The 18,754-nt window shown below is 63.1% G+C and carries 16 protein-coding genes; 2 read left to right on the top strand and 14 right to left on the bottom strand.

Translation table 11 applies throughout. From position 1 onward, the window contains the following. Window positions 1-2: 2 nt before the first annotated feature. Window positions 3-548 (bottom strand): dTDP-4-dehydrorhamnose 3,5-epimerase, encoded by a 546-nt coding sequence (gene rfbC / locus ACK2VC_RS05965; protein ID WP_486732682.1) that lies wholly within the window; start codon window positions 546-548, stop codon window positions 3-5. Between the two features lie 165 nt (window positions 549-713). After that, window positions 714-1,769 (bottom strand): dTDP-glucose 4,6-dehydratase, encoded by a 1,056-nt coding sequence (gene rfbB / locus ACK2VC_RS05970; protein ID WP_486732683.1) that lies wholly within the window; start codon window positions 1,767-1,769, stop codon window positions 714-716. Window positions 1,770-1,920: 151 nt separating this feature from the next. Here rfbB and ACK2VC_RS05975 point away from each other — a divergent pair, with 151 nt between their 5' ends. Continuing rightward, window positions 1,921-2,745 carry a symmetrical bis(5'-nucleosyl)-tetraphosphatase gene (locus ACK2VC_RS05975; protein ID WP_486732684.1) on the top strand — a complete coding sequence of 275 codons (825 nt, stop codon included), beginning with the start codon at window positions 1,921-1,923 and terminating at the stop codon, window positions 2,743-2,745. On the opposite strand, the gene ACK2VC_RS05980 is transcribed toward ACK2VC_RS05975, so the two are convergent. The 12 genes from ACK2VC_RS05980 to ACK2VC_RS06035 all read right to left on the bottom strand — a co-directional run bounded on the left by ACK2VC_RS05980 (window position 2,742) and on the right by ACK2VC_RS06035 (window position 17,827). Further along, window positions 2,742-3,491, bottom strand: coding sequence for a lysophospholipid acyltransferase family protein (locus ACK2VC_RS05980; RefSeq protein ID WP_486732685.1), 750 nt, complete (start codon window positions 3,489-3,491; stop codon window positions 2,742-2,744). The two genes, ACK2VC_RS05975 and ACK2VC_RS05980, sit on opposite strands and share 4 nt — an antisense overlap. Before the next feature lie 101 nt (window positions 3,492-3,592). Then, window positions 3,593-4,894 (bottom strand): dihydroorotase, encoded by a 1,302-nt coding sequence (locus ACK2VC_RS05985; protein ID WP_486732686.1) that lies wholly within the window; start codon window positions 4,892-4,894, stop codon window positions 3,593-3,595. Between the two features lie 145 nt (window positions 4,895-5,039). Next, window positions 5,040-5,999 (bottom strand): aspartate carbamoyltransferase catalytic subunit, encoded by a 960-nt coding sequence (locus tag ACK2VC_RS05990; protein WP_486732687.1) that lies wholly within the window; start codon window positions 5,997-5,999, stop codon window positions 5,040-5,042. Beyond that, window positions 5,992-6,507, bottom strand: a complete 516-nt coding sequence (gene pyrR / locus ACK2VC_RS05995) for a bifunctional pyr operon transcriptional regulator/uracil phosphoribosyltransferase PyrR (RefSeq protein ID WP_486732688.1) — start codon at window positions 6,505-6,507, stop codon at window positions 5,992-5,994. The genes ACK2VC_RS05990 and pyrR overlap by 8 nt, the downstream gene beginning before the upstream one ends. Next, window positions 6,504-6,890 (bottom strand): Holliday junction resolvase RuvX, encoded by a 387-nt coding sequence (gene ruvX, locus ACK2VC_RS06000; protein WP_486732689.1) that lies wholly within the window; start codon window positions 6,888-6,890, stop codon window positions 6,504-6,506. The genes pyrR and ruvX overlap by 4 nt, the downstream gene beginning before the upstream one ends. A gap of 19 nt (window positions 6,891-6,909) precedes the next feature. Beyond that, complete coding sequence (locus tag ACK2VC_RS06005; RefSeq protein WP_486732690.1) at window positions 6,910-7,575, bottom strand: YqgE/AlgH family protein; 666 nt, start codon at window positions 7,573-7,575, stop codon at window positions 6,910-6,912. 250 nt (window positions 7,576-7,825) lie between these two features. Then, on the bottom strand, window positions 7,826-13,627 hold the full coding sequence (locus tag ACK2VC_RS06010) for a hybrid sensor histidine kinase/response regulator (RefSeq protein WP_486732691.1): 5,802 nt from the start codon (window positions 13,625-13,627) through the stop codon (window positions 7,826-7,828). Between the two features lie 108 nt (window positions 13,628-13,735). Beyond that, entirely contained in the window at window positions 13,736-16,027 is a 2,292-nt protein-coding gene (locus tag ACK2VC_RS06015) for a methyl-accepting chemotaxis protein (RefSeq protein ID WP_486732692.1), read from the bottom strand. Window positions 16,028-16,081: 54 nt separating this feature from the next. Continuing rightward, window positions 16,082-16,657, bottom strand: a complete 576-nt coding sequence (locus tag ACK2VC_RS06020) for a chemotaxis protein CheW (protein WP_486732693.1) — start codon at window positions 16,655-16,657, stop codon at window positions 16,082-16,084. A gap of 10 nt (window positions 16,658-16,667) precedes the next feature. After that, on the bottom strand, window positions 16,668-17,033 hold the full coding sequence (locus ACK2VC_RS06025; RefSeq protein WP_486732695.1) for a response regulator transcription factor: 366 nt from the start codon (window positions 17,031-17,033) through the stop codon (window positions 16,668-16,670). Between the two features lie 40 nt (window positions 17,034-17,073). Further along, a complete protein-coding gene (locus ACK2VC_RS06030; protein ID WP_486732696.1) occupies window positions 17,074-17,475 on the bottom strand; it encodes a response regulator in 402 nt (133 codons plus the stop codon). A gap of 151 nt (window positions 17,476-17,626) precedes the next feature. After that, entirely contained in the window at window positions 17,627-17,827 is a 201-nt protein-coding gene (locus ACK2VC_RS06035; RefSeq protein ID WP_486732697.1) for a rubredoxin, read from the bottom strand. 63 nt (window positions 17,828-17,890) lie between these two features. On the opposite strand from ACK2VC_RS06035, the gene thiD reads away from it, so the two are divergent. Further along, entirely contained in the window at window positions 17,891-18,739 is an 849-nt protein-coding gene (gene thiD, locus ACK2VC_RS06040; protein ID WP_486732699.1) for a bifunctional hydroxymethylpyrimidine kinase/phosphomethylpyrimidine kinase, read from the top strand. The last annotated feature ends 15 nt before the right edge of the window (window positions 18,740-18,754 follow it).

Consider the following 18,754-nt stretch of genomic DNA (forward strand, 5'->3'; position numbering starts at 1 on the left):
GCTCAGGCAAACACTTCGGCATCGGCCAGCAGGCTGGCCGCGGCATCCTTGGCGGATACCTGCGGTGCCGTCGCCAGCGGCCACTCGATGCCGATGGCAGGATCGTCCCAGCGAATGGCGCGCTCGTGTGCGGGCGCCCAGTAATCGGTGGTCTTGTACAGGAATTCCGCTGATTCGCTGGTGACCACGAAGCCATGCGCGAAGCCTTCCGGTATCCAGAGCTGGCGCTTGTTGTCGGCGGAAAGCGTGATGCCGACCCAATGGCCGAAAGTGGCCGAGCCTTGACGCAGATCGACCGCGACATCGAACACTTCGCCGGCAATCACCCGCACCAGCTTGCCCTGCGGCTGGCGGATCTGGTAATGCAGGCCGCGCAATACATGCTGCGCGGACCTTGAATGATTATCCTGCACGAAGTTTGCCGCAACCCCAGTCAGTTCCTGGAAGCGGCGCTGGTTGAAGCTTTCATAGAAAAAACCACGGGCGTCTCCGAACACCCGGGGTTCAAGAATCAGCACGCCCGGAAGGCGGGTTTCAAGCAGTTTCATTCAAAGCGCCTTACAAGTCATTTAAGCAAGACAAAAACAGCACGCGCTGTCATTGTCGCGCAGGCGGGAATCCAGTGGCTTGGCGGGTCAACGACACCGGGTCCCCGCCTGCGCGGGGACGGCAGGGAAAGCTTCCAATCGCTCAGTCGCGACGGGTTGGCCACACTAGCCGTATTGCTTCTTAACCCAGTTCAGGTAATCGCCGGACTGCACGTCGCGCACCCAGTCCTGATGCGCCAGGTACCACTCGACGGTCTTGGCGATGCCGGAAGCGAAGGTTTCCACCGGCTTCCAGCCCAGTTCGCGCTCGATCTTGCGGGCGTCGATCGCGTAGCGGCGGTCGTGGCCGGGGCGGTCGGTGACGTACGTGATCTGCTCGCTGTAGGAATTGCCGCCGTCTTTCGGCGCCAGTCGGTCCAGCATGTCGCACAGCGTATGCACGACCTCGAGGTTGGTCATTTCATTCCAGCCGCCGATATTGTAAGTCTCGCCGGGCCGGCCGGCGGCCAGCACGCGCCGGATCGCGGCGCAGTGATCGCCGACATACAGCCAGTCGCGCACCTGCTGGCCGTCGCCATAGATCGGCAACGGCTTGCCGGCCAGCGCGTTGGCGATCACCAGCGGGATCAGCTTTTCCGGGAAATGGTAGGGGCCGTAATTGTTGGAGCAATTGGTGGTCAGGGTCGGCAGGCCGTAGGTGTGATGGTAGGCGCGCACCAAGTGATCGGCCGCCGCCTTCGACGCCGAATACGGGCTGTTCGGCGCGTACGCGGTGGTTTCGGTGAACGGCGCATCGTCGGGGCCGAGCGTGCCGTACACCTCGTCGGTGGAAACGTGCAGGAAACGGAAGGCGTCGCACTCCTCGCCTGCCAGCCCGCTCCAGTAGCCGCGCGCCGCCTCCAGCAGGCTGAAGGTGCCGTTGATATTGGTACGGATGAATTCGCCGGGGCCGAGAATCGAACGGTCGACATGGCTTTCGGCGGCAAAGTGCAGAATCGCGCGCGGCCGGTGCGTCGCCAGCAATTCCGCCACCTGCGCGCCATCGCAAATATCGGCCTGGACAAAGATGTGGCGGCGGTCGTTGCGCAGGCTGGCCAGGTTGTTCAGGTTGCCGGCATAGGTCAGCTTGTCGTAGTTGATGACCGGCTCGTCGCGATCCGCCAGCCAGTCGAGCACGAAGTTGGAGCCGATGAAACCGGCGCCGCCGGTGACGAATATCATGGTGCGTCCCTGTTTTGCAGAAGCAGATGGCAAAACTGCCATTTTAAAGGAAACCATCGCTTGCGCCGCCCGATGGCAGCTTGCGCAATCCGCCAACCGCACACGCCGACTACAATTGCGCCATCCTTCATTTCCGACGAGATAGCCCGCGATGCCCACCTATGCGATCGGCGACCTGCAGGGTTGCCACGCCAGCCTGCAAGCCCTGTTGCGGCGGATCGACGCCGCCGATCCCGCCGCCACCCTCTGGTTCACCGGCGACCTGGTGAATCGCGGCCCGCAGTCGCTGGCCAGCTTGCGCCTGGTGCGGGCGCTGGGCGCGCGGGCGCGCGTGGTGCTGGGCAATCACGACCTGCACCTGCTGGCGGTCGCGCATGGCATCCGGCCCCTGCATCGTTCGGATACGATCGCCGACATCTTGGCGGCGCCGGATCGCGATGAATTGCTGGACTGGCTGCGGCAACAGCCGCTGGCGCACTTTGCCGACGGCCATTTGCTGGTGCACGCCGGCGTGCTGCCGCAATGGAGCGCACCGCAAACCCTGGAGTTGGCGCAGGAAGTCGAGCGGGTGCTGCGCGGACCCGGCTGGGTCGATTTCCTGCGCGCCATGTACGGCAATACGCCGCTGCGCTGGGATGATGCGCTGTCCGGCAACGAGCGCCTGCGCTGCGTGGTCAACGGCTTGACCCGTTTGCGCTTTTGCAGCGCCGACGGCGCCATGGATTTTGGTGCAAAGGAAGGCCTGGACTCGGCGCCGCCCGGTTATTTGCCGTGGTTCGAGGTGCCGCGCCGCGCGAGCGCCGATGTCACCGTGGTATTCGGCCACTGGTCGGCGCTCGGCTTGCTGCTGCGTCCGAACCTGATGGCGCTGGATAGTGGCTGCGTCTGGGGCGGCCACCTGTCCGCGGTGCGGCTGCACGACCGCGCGCTGCTGCAGGTCAAGTGCCCGCAGTACCAGCAGATCGGGACGCCCTAGTTTTCCGTGTGGCCGAGCGCGGCCGCAATCGCGCTGCGCGCGGCTTGCGCCAGTTGCCGGCGGTCGGTATTGCTGGAATCGATCGGCGGCAGGCGCACCAGTTCGGCCGTGATGCGCCCGGCCTTCAGGATCGCGATCATGCTTTGCGCGAAACTCATGTCGCCGATGAAATCGACCGCGCCGTGCAGCTCGCCATGCTCGTCCAGATAGCGCAATGCATACGGCCGCACCGGCGCGGTATCGAGCGCCGCCTCGAACAGGTTGGCATGAAACGGCAGCAGCGTGCCCTGGCCGATGGTGGTGCCCTCGGGAAAAAATGCGATACGCTCGCCGGCGCGGATGCTGGCCGCCAGCCCTTGCTGGATTGCGCGCAGCTCGCTTCGCCGGCCGCGGGCGATGAATACGGTACCGGCCTGGTGGCACAGCCAGCCGATCAGCGGCCAGGCACGGATGTCGGATTTGGCGACAAAACGGCACGGCTCGACCGCATTGATGACGAAGATATCCAGCCACGACACATGGTTGGCAACGATCAGTCCGTGTGGCGCCGGCGCGGCTTGCGGCGCCAGCGCCAGGCCGTGTTGCCGGAGTTGCAGTTGCACGCCGCAAATCGTCAGCAACTTGATCGACCAGCGCTGAATCCGGACGTTGCGCCCGGCGCTGTCGGTGCGCGGGAAAACCGTGGCGCAAGTCCACAAACCGGAGGCCAGGTGCACCGAAACCCGCAGCAAACGCAGCAAGATCATGCGCGCGGACCTTGCACGGACCTCATACAGGTTGGTGTATTCTTAAAACTGCCTGAAATATCTGCGGATATAGGCATTTTTTCGGCATACTCTGGATACAATCAAACAGTGGCCGGAGCGCGGTCGCGCTCGAAGGCGATATGGCCGCCGACGATGGTAGCCTGCACCTGGCCGCTCAACTCATAGCCCAGCAGCGGCGTATGCTTGCCCTGGCTGGCGAGCGCGCCAGCCGTCACGACCCAGCGTACGGCTGGATCGAACAGGCACAGATCGGCGGCACTCCCGACCGCCAATTGGCCGCACGCCAGCCCCGCGACGCGCGCGGCGTCGGAGGTGATCTTGGCCAGCGCGCCGGCGACGCCCGGCGCCTGAGCCGAATCCGCGGCCCACTTCAGCGCCAGCGACAGCAGCAGTTCGAGGCCGGTGGCGCCGGGCGACGCTTCGCCGAACGGCCGCAGTTTTTCATCGTCGTCGACCGGCGTGTGATCCGAGCAGATGGCGTCGATGGTGCCGTCCGCCAGCCCCTGGCAAAGCGCGGCGCGATCGCGCTGGCTGCGCAAGGGCGGCGTCAGGCGCGCATTCGAATCGAAATAATTGATGTCGACGTCACACAGGTGAATGTGATGCGCGCCAACGTCGCAGGTGACCGGCAAGCCCTCTTTCTTGGCCGCGCGCACCAGTTCGACCCCGGCCGCCGACGAGATACGGCACACGTGCACGCGCGCGCCGGTGGTCCGCACCAGTTCGAACAGGGTGTGCAGCGCAATCGTTTCCGCCATCACCGGCACCCCCGACAAGCCGAGGCGCGACGCCACCGGCCCGCTGTGGGCGATGCCGCGCCGCCCCAGATGCGGGTCCTGCGGCCGCAGCCACACGGTGTAGCCGAAGGTTTGTGCATACTGCAGCGCCGACAGCAGTACCGTGGTATCCGTGATCGGTTCGTCGGCCTGGGCAAAACCGACGCAACCGGATTCCGCCAGTTCCGCCATTTCGGTCAGCGCCTGGCCTTTGAGGCCGACCGTCAGCGCCCCCAACGGATACACATGGGCCTGATTCAAGCCCTTGGCGCGGTGCCTCAGCATTTCCACCAGCCCCGGCTCGTCCAGCACCGGATCGGTGTCCGGCGGGCACACCAGGCTGGTGACGCCGCCCTGCATCGCCGCCTGCATTTCCGACTCCAGCGTCGCCTTGTACTCGTAACCCGGCTCGCGCAGACGCGCGCTCAAATCCACCAAACCGGGCGCGACAACCAGGCCGGCAGCGTCGATGCTGCGGGCGGCGACGAAGCCGGCCGGGGCGGCGCCGATGGCGGCCACCTTGCCGGCGGCGAGGTACAGGTCGGTGACAGCGTCGATGCCGTTGGCGGGGTCGATCAGGCGGCCGTTTTTGATGTGGATTTTCATTCCGTACTCATTTTCCATGTCGTCCCCGCGCAGGCGGGGACCCAGTGTCGTGTTTTATGCCGCATCGGGCGGTCTTTCTTGATCAGTTGGGGACAGAGTAGCTCGGCGCGCTGCGGCGCCTCACAAACTCTGTCCCGCAATCAAATTAATTGCCCGCCACGATGCTCATCACCGCCATCCGCACCGCGATACCGAACGTGACCTGCGGCAGGATCACCGCCTGCTTGCCATCGGCCACCGCCGAGTCGATCTCGACGCCGCGGTTCATCGGGCCCGGGTGCATCACGATCGCATCCGGCTTGGCCAGCGCCAGGCGCTCCGGCGTCAGGCCGTAGCTCTTGAAATATTCCTGCGCCGACGGCAACAGCGCACCGCTCATGCGCTCGTTCTGCAGCCGCAGCATGATGATCACGTCGACGCCTTTCAGGCCTTGCTCGATGTCGGTGAAGACGCGCACCCCCATCTGCTCCAACCCGCCCGGCAGCAGCGTGCGCGGGCCGATCGCGCGAATTTCCGGCACTCCCAGCGTGGTCAGGCCGTGAATGTCGGAGCGCGCCACGCGGCTGTGCAGGATGTCGCCGACGATCGCCACCGTCAGGTTGGAAAAATCCTTCTTGTAGTGGCGGATCGTGTACATGTCGAGCAAGCCCTGGGTCGGGTGCGCATGGCGGCCGTCGCCGGCGTTGATCACGTGCACGTGGTTTTGCCCGGTGTCGATCAGGTGCTTGGCGATCAGGTAGGGTGCGCCGGATTCGGCGTGGCGCACCACGAACATGTCGGCATGCATCGCCGCCAGGTTGTCGATCGTATCCAGCAGCGATTCGCCCTTGCTGGTACTCGACACCGAGATGTTCAGGTTGATGACGTCGGCCGACAGCCGCTTGGAGGCGATCTCGAAGGTGGTGCGGGTACGCGTCGAATTCTCGAAAAACAGGTTGAATACACTCTTGCCGCGCATCAGCGGCACCTTCTTCACTTCGCGGTCGCCGAGGCCGACGAAGGAAGCCGCGGTATCCAGGATGCGGGTGACGATCGGCCGCGGCAAGCCTTCGATGGTCAGCAGATGCTGCAGTTCGCCATCCTTGTTCAGTTGCGGGTTATGCATGGGTCACCGTGAAGGAGAAGCGGCCGTCGGCGGCGCGTTGCAAAACCAGTTGTTGTTGCCGGCCGGCCAGGGCGACCCGAGTGGCGACGAAATCGGCGGCAATCGGCAATTCGCGCTCGCCGCGATCGACCAGCGCCGCCAGCAGGATTCTGGCCGGCCGGCCGTAGTCGAACAGTTCATTGATGGCGGCGCGCGTGGTACGGCCGGTGTACAGCACGTCGTCCACCAGCAGGATGGTGGCGCCCTCGACGTCGAACGGGATCTGGGTCGGCTTGACTTCGGCCGGCAAACCCTTCTCGGCGTAGTCGTCGCGGTAGAACGAGACGTCGATGAAGCCGAGCCGCTGGCTCAGTTGCAGCGCCGCCGCCAAGCGCTCCGCCAGCCAGGCGCCGCCGGAGCGGATGCCGACGATGGCCAGGTTGTCGGCTTGCGCCAGGCCGGCGCGCACCTGCTCCAGCAATTGCGTGTAGAGAAGTTCGGCATCGAGTTCAGGATTCGGCATGCTCATTCTGGTAGTGTGGCAAAGTATTGTTGCAGGATGATGGCAGCGGCTTCGGCATCGATCCGCTCGCCGTGCCGCCGGGGGATCACCGCCGACGAGTAACGTTCATCCACCAGTTGCACCGGCAGATCGAAGCGCCCGTGCAGTTGGTGGGCGAAACGGCGGCAACGTTCGGTCAGCGCGTGCGGCGCGCCGTCCGGATGCAGCGGCAGGCCGACGATGCAGCGCACCGGCTGCCATTCGGCCAGCAAGGCCGCGATCGCGGCGAATTTGTCGGCGTTGGCGGCAGTCTCGATGATGGTCAGCGGCTGCGCCTGTTTCAGGAGTGTGTTGCCGACTGCGACGCCAATCCGCTTCAAGCCGAAATCAAAGCCGAGCACCGTTTCCACGCCAGTTCGGGGGCCGGATTCAGGCACGCCCCGACTCGGCGGTCAGCATCACCGGATCGATGCCCAACAGCCGCAGCGCGGCATTGAAGCGCTCGCCCACCGGCAGTTCGAAGATGATTGCCGGATCGGCCGGCACCGTCAGCCAGCCGTTGCGGCCCAGTTCTTCTTCCAGCTGGCCGGCGCTCCAGCCGGAGCAGCCGAGGCTGACCAGCATGCGCGCCGGGCCGTCGCCGTGTGCCACCGCCTCCAGCACGTCCTTCGAGGTGGTCAGGGCGACTTCCGGACTGACTTCCAGGGTCGAGGAAAACTGCCGCACTGGCGAATGCAGCACGAAGCCGCGCTCGACTTGCACCGGACCGCCGAACATCACGGGCTCGGATGGCGGCAAGCGGTCATTCGGCGCGATTTCCAGCTTCAGGTCGATACGCTCGAACAGCACTTCCATCGTCATGTCGGTCGGCTTGTTGATGACCACGCCGAGCGCGCCATTAGCGTTGTGTTCGCACAGGTAAACCACGCTGCCGCCAAAGATCGGGTCGAGCATGGCAGGCATCGCAATCAGGAAATGATCGGTCAGGTTCAGCACCGCGCCGGCGGCGGCATCGGAGTCGGCGCCAGCTTCCGGCATGGCCTTGGTTGCATCGCAGGCGGCAGTGCGTTTGCGGGAATGGGATTGCTTGGGCATGCCGGTATTTTAGCAGTTTTGCCAAGCCTTACCTGGCACTGGAATCGCTGCTGGGCCCGGCCGCAAGGGCGACGAGAAAGGGCTCGTGCAAGCCATATACTCCCACATACAGTCTCAATTTACCGCTTGTGAAATGTATGGAATTTCAACATACTCCAAGCCTCATCGGCGCGGGTACGGTCTTGCCGCTGGCAGGCGCGGGATGCGGGACGAGGGCAACCGGAATACCCGGCGGCACCCCCGCACCGGATCAAACCAGCGGCGTCCGCGCCTGGATGAAGGCGTTGATGGCAACCAGCAAGTCCTCCTCCCGGTACGGCTTGCCGAAATATTCGTTGACCCCCAGTTCCAGCGCGTAGTTGCGGTGCTTGGCGGCGGTGCGCGAGGTGATCATGATGATCGGGATGTGCCGGGTGCGCTCGTCGCTGCGTACATTGCGGGTCAGGTCAAAGCCGTCCATGCGCGGCATTTCGATGTCGACCAGCATCACGTCCGGCGTGATCGCCTGCAATTGCTGCAGCGCGTCGACGCCGTCCTTGGCCAGCACCACCTGGAAGCCTTCGCGCGACAGCAAACGCTGGGTGACGCGCCGCACCGTCAGCGAATCGTCCACCACCATCACGATGTTCTGGGTGCGCAAGCCGGCCACCGGCTGCGACACCGGGGTAGCCGACGCCGTCGGGCCCATCTCGGCCACCGCCCCCAGTGAATGGTTGTCGTCCGCCGCCGGCAGGATACGCGGCGCGCGCGCGCTTTCATGCGCCACGCGCTGCGCCAGCGGCACCGGGTTCAGGATCATGACGATCTCGCCGGAACCCAGTACGGTGGCACCGGCAATGCCGATCAGGCGCGCCAGTTGCGGGCCGATGTTCTTGACCACGACCTCGCGGTTGCCGAGGATTTCGTCGACGTGAATCGCCACCCGCTCATTGCCGCTCTTCAGGATCAGGAGCGGCGAATACTGCTGCGAAACCGGAGTTGCATCATGGTCGCCCAGCAGTGTCGACAGGAAATGCAAGGGTACCCGCGCACCCTGCCAGATCACCGCACCATCGTTGTAGGCACTCGCCAGCGCATGGGCCTTCAACTGTTGCACCTGCTCCACCAGCACCGACGGTACCGCATAGCTCTTGCCACCGGTGGACAACAGGACCACCTGGGTCACGGCCAGGGTCAGCGGCAGGTGAATCGTGAATTGGGCACCACGACCGGATTCCGAACTGACTTCGATGCGCCCGCCCAGGCTGGCTGCCTCGGAGCGCACCACGTCCATGCCGATGCCGCGCCCTGCCAGTTCGGTGACTTCGCTGGCGGTGGAAAAGCCGGGACTGAAAATCAGGTCGGTTACTTCGGCGTCCGATACCTCGCGCTCATGGGGGAGCAAGCCAACCGCCTGCGCCTTGTCGCGAATGCGTGACAGGTCCAGGCCGCGACCATCGTCGGAGAACTGGATCACGACCTCGTTGCCTTCCTGGCGGATCTCGATTCGCAGCTCGCCGGTATCACTCTTGCCGGCGGCGCGCCGCGCTTCGCGCGATTCGATGCCATGCACGATCGCGTTGCGCAGCAGGTGTTCGAACGGGCCGGCCATTTTCTCCAGCACGCTGCGATCGACCTCGACCGCGCTGCCGCGGATGTCCAAGTTGACCCGCTTGTCGACCTCTTTCGAGGCTTGCCGCGTGACCCGGTACAGGCGTTCCGAAATGCTGGCGAATTGCACCATGCGCACCCGCATCAAATCCTGTTGCAGGTCGCGCGTCAGGCGTGCCTGCAGGTCAAGGCCGCTGTTTGCACCTTCCACCGTGCGCGCCAGGTTTTGCTGCACCGAGGCGACGTCGTTGACGCTCTCGGCCATCATCCGCGTCAATTCCTGCAAGCGGGTGAAGCGGTCGAACTCCAGCGGATCGAATTCGCGGTCGCCGCTGTGCGTCATGCGCGAAGCAATCTGGGTTTCCGCCTGCATTTCGATTTCGCGCAATTGCGAACGCAGACGATCGACGTTTTCGTTCAGTTCCGACAGGGATTGCTGCAAAGCATCGACTTCGGTTTCCAGGCGCGAGCGGGAAATCGAGACTTCACCCGCCTGGTTCACCAGTCGGTCCAGAATGTCGGCGCGCACCCGTACCAGCGGCGTTGCCGCCGCGGCTACCGCCGTACGCGATGCCGATGCCGATGCCGATGCCGATGCCGATGCCGTCACGATGGTACCCAGCGCGGCGGTTGCCACCGGCATCAACTGCGGCAACACCACCGGTTGCGGCTGCTCCGAATCTTCCGCGTTTGCCGCAAGCGGCGCCTGCTGCGGATTTTGCAGCACCTCAAACAGCTGCAATCCGTAATCGTGGCGCGCCAGCAAGTCCTCCAGCGCGGCCGGTGTTGCGGCATCGGCATAGGTGATCTGCTCGATGCGGGTTTCGATTTCGTGCAGATGCTGGCCCAGCCCCATGGCGCCGGCCATGCGCGCACTACCCTTCAAGGTGTGCAGGAAACGCAGGATCGGTGCTGCCGCCGAAGTATCCGCCGGGTTCTGTTGCCACAGGCGCAGCGCGCGCCCCATTTGCGGCAGCAGGTCGCGCCCTTCTTCTATGAATACCGGCAGCAGATCCGCATCCAGCTCATCCTTCAGCGCCAGGAGCGGATCCAGCGCTTCCCGGTTTTCATCAACCGCCGGCGCGCGCACGTGTACCGCGAGCGCACTTTCTTGCGGCGCCTCGACGGATTCAGCGTGCTCCGGAGTTGCGTCGGTCACGTCGCCCTGTGCCTGCAGAAGCTCCCATTGCGCGGCAACATCCTGCAACGTCTGACCCAGCAACGCCACTTGAGTCGGCTCGTGCGCCGGCATTTCGCCCAGGGCAAATTGCTGCAGCATGCGCTTCAGGCCCGCGACGCAATCCTCCAGGCTATCGAATTGCGACGGCGCCAGCACTACCGGCTGGCGCGACAGGCGCAGCAATAGCAGTTCCAGCGCGTGGGCGACTTCCTGCAAGGGCGTAAAGCCGACCGTGGCCGAGCTGCCCGCCAGGGAATGCGCAGCGTGCACCGATTCAATGCCGACCGGGCGCAGCGGTTCATGACGCCATTCGGCGAAGTCATTCGACAGTTGCCGCACCAGTTGGTCGGTTTCGGCCAGATAGATGTTATGCAGCGGCACGCTGATTTCGAGATCGCCGATGCGTTTGACGCCGTCATCGTAGCCGGTTGCCGCGGCCGGACCGCCGGTAAACGGCAGTACGGTGCAGGCCTCCGATTCCGGTTCCACAACTTGCTCTATAGGCGCCGGCTCGGTAGTTGGCGAATCCCCGGCAAGTGTCCGGCCAAAGGCGGCCAACTCGACATCCGACAACAGGATTTCTTCCGCCTGCTGCAGTTCGGCTGGCGCCTCGGTCACCACCGATTCGGACAGCGGCAGTTCCGAGGGTGTGGCGCCAGCTGGCGATGTTTCAGTCGGCAGGATCGCTGCCGGCGTTGGCAAATCCTGTTCATCTGGCGCGAGCGCAGGCGCCGCGTCGAGCGCGAATTCACCTCCCGCCCGCACCCGGCCGGCGGCATCCGCCAAGCTCTCGGGCGAGCGCGGCGATACGCCTTCGGTCTGTATCTCGAATACCCACGCCGCCAGCACCTCGGCCGCATGTTCCAGCAAGGACCCGAGTGCCGGCGTACCGTGACGGCCTTCGGCCAGCCACAAGTTCAGTACCTGCTCGATGCTCCACGCAGCTTCGCCGAATACGTTCAGGCCGACCATCCGGCCGCTGCCCTTGAGCGTATGAAAGGAACGGCGCAACGTCGTCAGGTGATCCTGGTTATGCGGTTCCGCGCGCAAGGCCGGGATGGTGTCCCTGATACAGGCCAACACCTCGTCCGCCTCGAGCAGGAAAATCTCGAGCAGTTCGGCGTCCACCGCTTCGCTGCTGGTTGGCGTGGGGCTGGCAGGCTCCACCTCAGGCGCGGGCTGCGCCGTGGCGGTGGCATTCACGACTTCGGAGACGCCAGCCCCCGATTCGGCGAACTTCGGTTGCTGCAGCAGATCGATCGCGGTTTGCGCCCGCTCGTTAGCGTCCGGGTTGTCCACCAGGATGGCAACATCGCGGATCTGCTCCAGGGATTTTTTCAGCTCTTCCTGCAACTCGGGATCGTGCGGCTGCGCCGACAGCGATAGCGCAAGGCTGGCCGAATGCTGCTGGTGCCAGGAAAGCTCCTGCTCGGCGGTGGCCACATCTGCGACGTCGCCCAACTCCGGTGCCAGCAATTCATTTTGGACCGAGGCCATCGGGGCTTTATGTTTTTCCAGCAGATTGGCGCGGAACATGCCTTCGTCCGCATCGAACGAAAAACGCTTGCCGGCATCCTCGGAGTGGAGCTGCAGCGTTTCGATGAAAAAACTGAGGGCGCCGACATTCTGGGCGACATGCTGAAACGCCCGCACCCGCACCTCCGGCGCCTCGGTGGCAGCTCCGGCCCCGGCCTCCGCCTCGACCTCCACCTCGGCTGGCGCAAATGCCCGCACCGCCGCCCGCGTATGCTGCACCGCGCGCCGTGCATCGTCCTGATCCAGAACGGTCAGCGCGCCCTCGATCTGGTGCAGCACCTGGTCAATCGGCGCCAGCACGCTGTGATCGGCCGGATCGTTGAAATAGCCATCCAGCGTTTTCTCGACCTGGCGCAGGCTGGCCAGCATTTCACCGGCCAGCGCCGTCATGGTCTGGCGCTGCTGCGCCTCGCGTGACATGTCGTTCAGCCATTGCGCCGAATCGGCCGGTGCCTCGCCCGCAACCACCGACAGCAGACGCGCGCTCAGTGCTTCGGCGCGCACCGAAAAATCCTCCGGCAGGCGGCTCAGATTGTTCAGCGCGTTTTCGACGAACAGCAGACTGGTCGCCATTTCCAGCCCCAGACCATCTCCCGGACTGGCATGCGCGGCATGACGCGCGATGCCGTTCAACTCCCGCAGTAACCGGGATAGGGACGGCGAACTCAACCGGCTGCCTGCCTCGCTCAACCCGTTCATTTCCAGTTCGAAGGCGGTAGCCGAGCCGGCGTCGCCGCCGACGATCCGGTTCCAGATGTTTTTGGCCTGGTTCAGCTTTTCCTTGGCCAATACCAGGGATTCCAGATCAACCTGCCCATAGCGCAGCTTGCCGTAATCGTGCGGCACCAAACCATCCAGCCCCCAGGCGTTGCATACCTGCAAGGTACGCGGCGACGGATGCTGCGCGCCGGCAAGAAAGAACAGCGCGTCGCGCAACACGCGTTCCGTGATCCCGGTCGCCCCCTGGCTCAGGCGCCGTAATTGCAGGTTGATGCGTGCGAACAACTGCTTGACATACAGTTCGGCGGCCACCTGGCCACTGGCGACCGCCTCCGCAAAGGCGTGCATTACCCACCAGAACCCGCGCGCCTGCTGGCCGGTTTGCGCCTTTTCCACCTGAGCGATGATTTGCGCCAACGCGATCGCATTGCACGGATCGCCGTCCTCGCTCGACTCTTTTAGAAATGGCAAGAGTATTTTTTCGAAGCGCGCGCGCAACGCCCCATAATCGACCGCAGTGCCGGCCGCGGGCCGGGCCGGGAGTTGCGGGCGAATCGTCAGATCGGGGAAAAACAGATCGGCCGGGTGCACCCGTTCGGCACCGCGCGCCTCCAGCAATATCTTGTAATACGGGAACAGGCGCACCGGCTGGTGCGGCGCGCCAGACAATAACTCTTCCAGATATTCGACCAGCGCCTGACACGCGCTCTGGATCGATCGTGCGTTATCGGGAGTCAACTCCAGCTGTCCCGCAATCAGGCGGTCGAGCAAATCCTCGATGGTTTCCGTGACCATCGGCACGCCATCGACATCGACGATCTGCAACGCGCCGTGCGCCTGATGCAGCCAGGTCCTGGCATGACGCAGTGAAGTTCCCCGGGCTTCGGCATCCTGGGCCAGGGCCTCGCTCAATGCGGCTTTGGAATGCGTCAGCGCTTCGCGAATTTCGCCTATCACCCAGGACAAGGGCCCGGTATCGAAACTATTGCGGGCAACCTGCGGCAATGCGGAAGAATCGGTGGTCATGGCTACCTCGCGGTTTCTTGGCTAATGCGCCGCCGCCTGGCATCAGCCATTACGCTCGCACGCGATACGGCAAGGCAAGCGAAACGGGCCGGCGGCGAAACGCGGGTATCAAGCGGCAACACGGAAACGGGAAACCGAGTTCTTGAGCTCTTCCGCCAGTTTCGACAATTCCCGAATCGAGCGCGCGGTCTGCTGCGTCCCTTCCTGGGTTTTTTCGGTCACCATCAGGATGCCCTGGATATTCTGCGCCACACCATTGGCCGAGGTCGCCTGCTGCTCGGTGGCTGCGGAGATGCCTTGAATCAGTTCGGCCAACCGGTTCGACACGCGCCGGATATCGGCCAGAGCGGCACCGGCCGCGTCCGACAATTTTGCTCCCTCGACCACGCCCTGGGTCGATTTTTCCATGGCGGCGACGGCGTCGTGGGTGTCGGTCTGAATCGTGCGCACCAGCGCGCCGATCTGCTTGGTGGCCTCGCCCGAACGTTCCGCCAGGCGCTGCACCTCTTCCGCCACCACCGAAAAGCCGCGTCCGGCTTCGCCCGCCGAGGCGGCCTGGATGGCGGCATTCAGCGCCAGCACGTTGGTCTGCTCGGTAATGTCGGAAATCAGTTCGGTGATCTCGCCGATTTCCTGTGAAGATTCGCCCAGGCGCTTGATTCGCTTCGAGGTTTCCTGGATCTGCTCGCGAATTTCGTTCATGCCCTTGATCGCGTTTTCCACCGCCGTCGCCCCTTGCTCGGCGGCCGTCACCGATTGCCGCGCCACTTCGGCGGACTCGTTGGCGGATTTGGAGACGTCGGTAATCTGCAGCGCCATGTCGAGCACCGCACGGCCGGTTTCCTGAATGTCGCGCGACTGTTTTTGCGAAGCCGCCAGCAACTCGGTCGAAATATCCTGCGCCTGGTTGGACGCCGACGTTACCTGTTCCGCCGTCACGGTAACGCGGCCCACCAGGCCACGCAACTCCTCAACCGTGTAGTTGACCGAGTCGGCGATGGCGCCGGTAATGTCTTCCGACACTGTGGCCTGAATCGTCAAATCGCCATCCGCCACTTCCTGCAATTCGTTCATCAGACGCAAAATCGCGGCCTGGTTTTGCTCATTGGCACGCATCGCCTCTTCTTCCTGTTTCTGGGCTTGCAGCCGCTGCGCATCCGCTTCCTGGCGGCGAGCGTCGGCGTCGCGGGTACGATTCCGGCTGTCCTGCAACAGCACCAATGCAATTCCCGCGGCCGCCAGCAACGCCAGCAGCGCCGCACCCACCATCGCCCAGAATGACCAGGTCAGCGAATCCTGTTCCGCCCGGTAAGCTTTCTGCAATGCGGTCAAGCGCTGCTTCAGCGCTTCGTTTTCGGTAAAGATCAACTGCTCAGCCTGTTTCGCTGCAATGAAGTTTTGCAGGTTGCCGAGAATGGTCGCCACCGATTCCTGGTATTCGGCAAAGGTTTTCTGCAACTCGGTCAGTTTGTCGCGCGCATCCTTATCGGCGGTAGCTGACAAGCGCAGGATATCGCTACCATTCAGGAAGCCTTCCGTGATGTCGCGAAACGTATTGGTGTCCTTGCCCAGCAGGAATGCGGTTTCCGGATTCACGCCTTCCGAAGTCAGAAATTCGTTGGCGCTGCGTCCCAGGCGCTGGGTCAGCATGACCAACTGGCCGGCGGCCGAAATTTCACGCGGCGTGGCGCCGCCCTGCGCCTTGAGAGTGGCAATCTGTTCGGTCAATTCCAGCAGAATCGGAGACAACTCGTTCAATTTTTGCAAGGTGGTGCCGAACCCGGTCAGCTCCTTGCGCAGCTTCAGGATGGTTTCGGCCGCCTTGTCGGAGCCGGCCCAAACTTTCTGGGTATCGCTCAGCATGGCTACCATTGCGTCGTCGGCCGGCGCAATTTCGCGCCCCTGGTAATTGCCGCCGCGGGTCAGGATCAACAGATCCTGGTTGAACTCCTTGCGGCTTTCGCCCAATTGCTTGAACGCCTCCAGGTTGCCCTGAATCGCGTTCGGCGTCGCCTTGCCAAGCCGCTGCGAGTGCATCAACGCATCGCCGGCAATCTGGGTCTGGATCGAAGTCAGGATCGAGTTATTGGCATTCAACCAGACGAAAAACCCGCCCAGCAGCAACGAACCACCGAGCAGGACCAGCAGGAAGCGAACCTGCTGCTGTAGCGGCAGATACCCAATCAGCGGCAGGCGCAAGTCCCCGCTGCGCTCCAGCACGTCACCGATGAAGGTAGCGTCGGGGTTGGTTTCGGCAGAGTATGACGAGTGCGCATCCGCCCGCTGGGCAGCAGCAGGCGGTTCGGCAGCAAACTCGGGCTTCGGCGCCGTCACCGCATCATCCATCTCCGCAGGTGCTTCCTTATTCTCTCTGGAAAAGAACGGTAGTTTGAACGCCATTACTGAGTCTCCTGATTCCGGATTTAGGGTTTTTTCGTTAGGATCGCGAGAAAGCTACAGGCCAACATGCAAAAACCTGGGATCCTGCACTATCAAGGACAAATCGAGCTGCGTCCAGATTCGGGATTCGCGGTCGACAAATTGCCGCGTCGACCAGGGCGCGGCATCGACTTCCAGATCGGAACGCGACTCCATCTCGCCAACGTTGCGCAAACCCATCACGCGCGACACCAGCAATGCGCTGTTGAAGGACAGCCCGGCAGCGAACGCGACAATCCGGCTCTCCTTGTCGATGGCCGTCAGATCGAAACCCTGAAACCGGGCCAGATCAATTACGCTGGTCAGATTGCCGCGGATATTCGCCAAGCCCAGGTACCAATCCTGGGTCAACGGCACTTTGGTGATGGTAGCCACAGAAACGATCTCGCCCGCCTGTTGCAGGTCAAGCAAGCAATGCGTCTGGCCGATCAAGACTCCAAGCTGGCTGGCGCTGGAATCGGAACCGCTTTTCGCCGCCTGCATGCGCTCCAGCAATTGCGATTGGAACTCGCGCAAGCGGGTGCGGCGTGCACCCGCATCCGGCTTCCTGAAGGCGGGCTCCGGCAGGTTGTCGGCAATAGTCTCTGGCATGGGCGATTGGCTATCCAAGTGCGGCGATTTTCGACAACAATTCCTGCGGGTCGATCGGTTTGACGATGTAGTCGCGCGCGCCTTGGCGCAGGCCCCAGATGCGATCGGTTTCCTGCCCCTTGCTGGTGCAGATGATGACTGGAATATTCTGGGTTTCGGGATCGCGCGTAATTGAGCGCGTGACCTGGAAGCCATTCTGGCCGGGCATCACGATATCCATCAGGATCAGTTGCGGCTTGTCGGCCTTGATTTTCAGCAATGCATCCTCGCCATTTTCGGCGGTCGATACGGAAAACCCGTTCTTGACCAGCACATCGGTCAAGAAATAGCGTTCGGTCGGCGAATCATCCACCACGAGAATTTTTTGTATGGCCATCTTTTTCCCTTGTTCAGTGAGGCTTGTTTAGTTGCAGACGCTACTTGGGCGCCGCATTGGCGGTATGCTCGCGCACGGTTCGCAGCAGGCTGTCCTTGGTGAATGGCTTGGTCAGGTACTCGTCGGAGCCGACCATCGCGCCGCGCGCCCGATCGAACAGCCCATCCTTGGATGACAGCATGATGACCGGAGTAGCGTGAAATTTCGCGCTTTTCTTGATCAGTGCGCAGGTCTGGTAACCGTCCAGCCTGGGCATCAGGATGTCGCAGAATATCAGTGCCGGCTTGTGATCAGAGACCTTCGCCAGCGCATCGAACCCATCGTCCGCCAACACGACCTGGTAGCCGGCCTGGCTCAGGAATATCTCCGCCGAGCGCCGAATGGTGCTGCTGTCGTCGATCACCATGATCTTCAGGCTGGAATTCTCTACCGTTGCTGTCATCGCGTCGTCCCGGCTTAATCTGGCTCAATATATGTCCCAACTGTAACAAAAAGCAAGATGCATTTGTACAAGCTTGCCTATCGGACAGACGCCAAACGTGGTTTTTTGGAAACTTTTTTGTTTTTTTATGCAATATCAAACCGAGCGATCCTCAGATACGGATCATTTCAAAATCTTCCTTGCGCGCGCCGCATTCCGGGCAGGTCCAGTTCATCGGCACATCGGCCCAGCGCGTGCCCGGCGCAATCCCGTCCTCCGGATAGCCGGCCGCTTCGTCATAAACCCAGCCGCAGATCAGGCACATCCAGGTGCGCCATTCCCCGTGCGACGTCCCGCGTCCCGCTTCGCTCATACCCACGGCTGCCCGCCCTTCGATCAAGTAAAATGCAAAGCTGAATATCTTAATCTACCGATTGTGCAAAACCAAACCTCGCCGCTGATCCTGACCTTCAATATCGCCGATCCGGTCGGCGCCATCGGCATCCAGGCCGATCTGGCGTCATTCGCCGCCATGGGGGGGCATGGCTTGTCGGTCATCACCTCGATCCTGATCGGCGATACCGCGCGCGTCGAGGACATACAGGTGATCGACGCCGACTGGGTTGCCGATCAGGCGCGTGTGGTACTGGAAGACATGCCGGTGGCGGCGTTCAAGGTCGGCGTCGTCGGCAGCGTTGAAAGCGTCTCCGCGATCGCCGAAGTGGTGTCGGATTATCCCGAGATCCCGCTGGTGCTCGATCCCTTCTGCTCGGCCTTGCCGGAACACGATCCCGAGCAGGACGATTTGCTGGCCGCCATCCATGAACTATTGGTGCCGCAGGCCACGCTGCTGCTGCTGTCGGCGGTCGAGTTGGCGCACCTGGCTGAAACCTGGCGCGAACCGTCTAGCGAGGACACGATGGCGCTGGACGCCATGCGGCTGATCGAATCCGGCTGCGAATATGTGTTCGTTACCGGCGTGCGCGGCGATCCGCATGAGATCGTCAATACGCTGTTCAACGACGGCGGCGTGGTAAGGCAGGATCGTTGGCAACGGCTGTCCGGTTCGTATGGTGGCGCCGGTACCACCTTGTCGGCCACCATTGCCGGTATGCTGGCCAGCGGCCTGGAGGTGCCGGAAGCGGTCGCCGAGGCGCAGGAATTCACGCTGGCCGCCATCAACCACGCACAACGGCTCGGCATGGGAAAACTCGTGCTGGACCGTTATTTCTGGGCGCGCGAACCTGATTTGGAATCCGGGCGCGATCATGAACCCGATCATTAACCTTTTCCCGAGTGA

Source organism: Herbaspirillum sp. WTB6 (genome assembly GCF_057457785.1).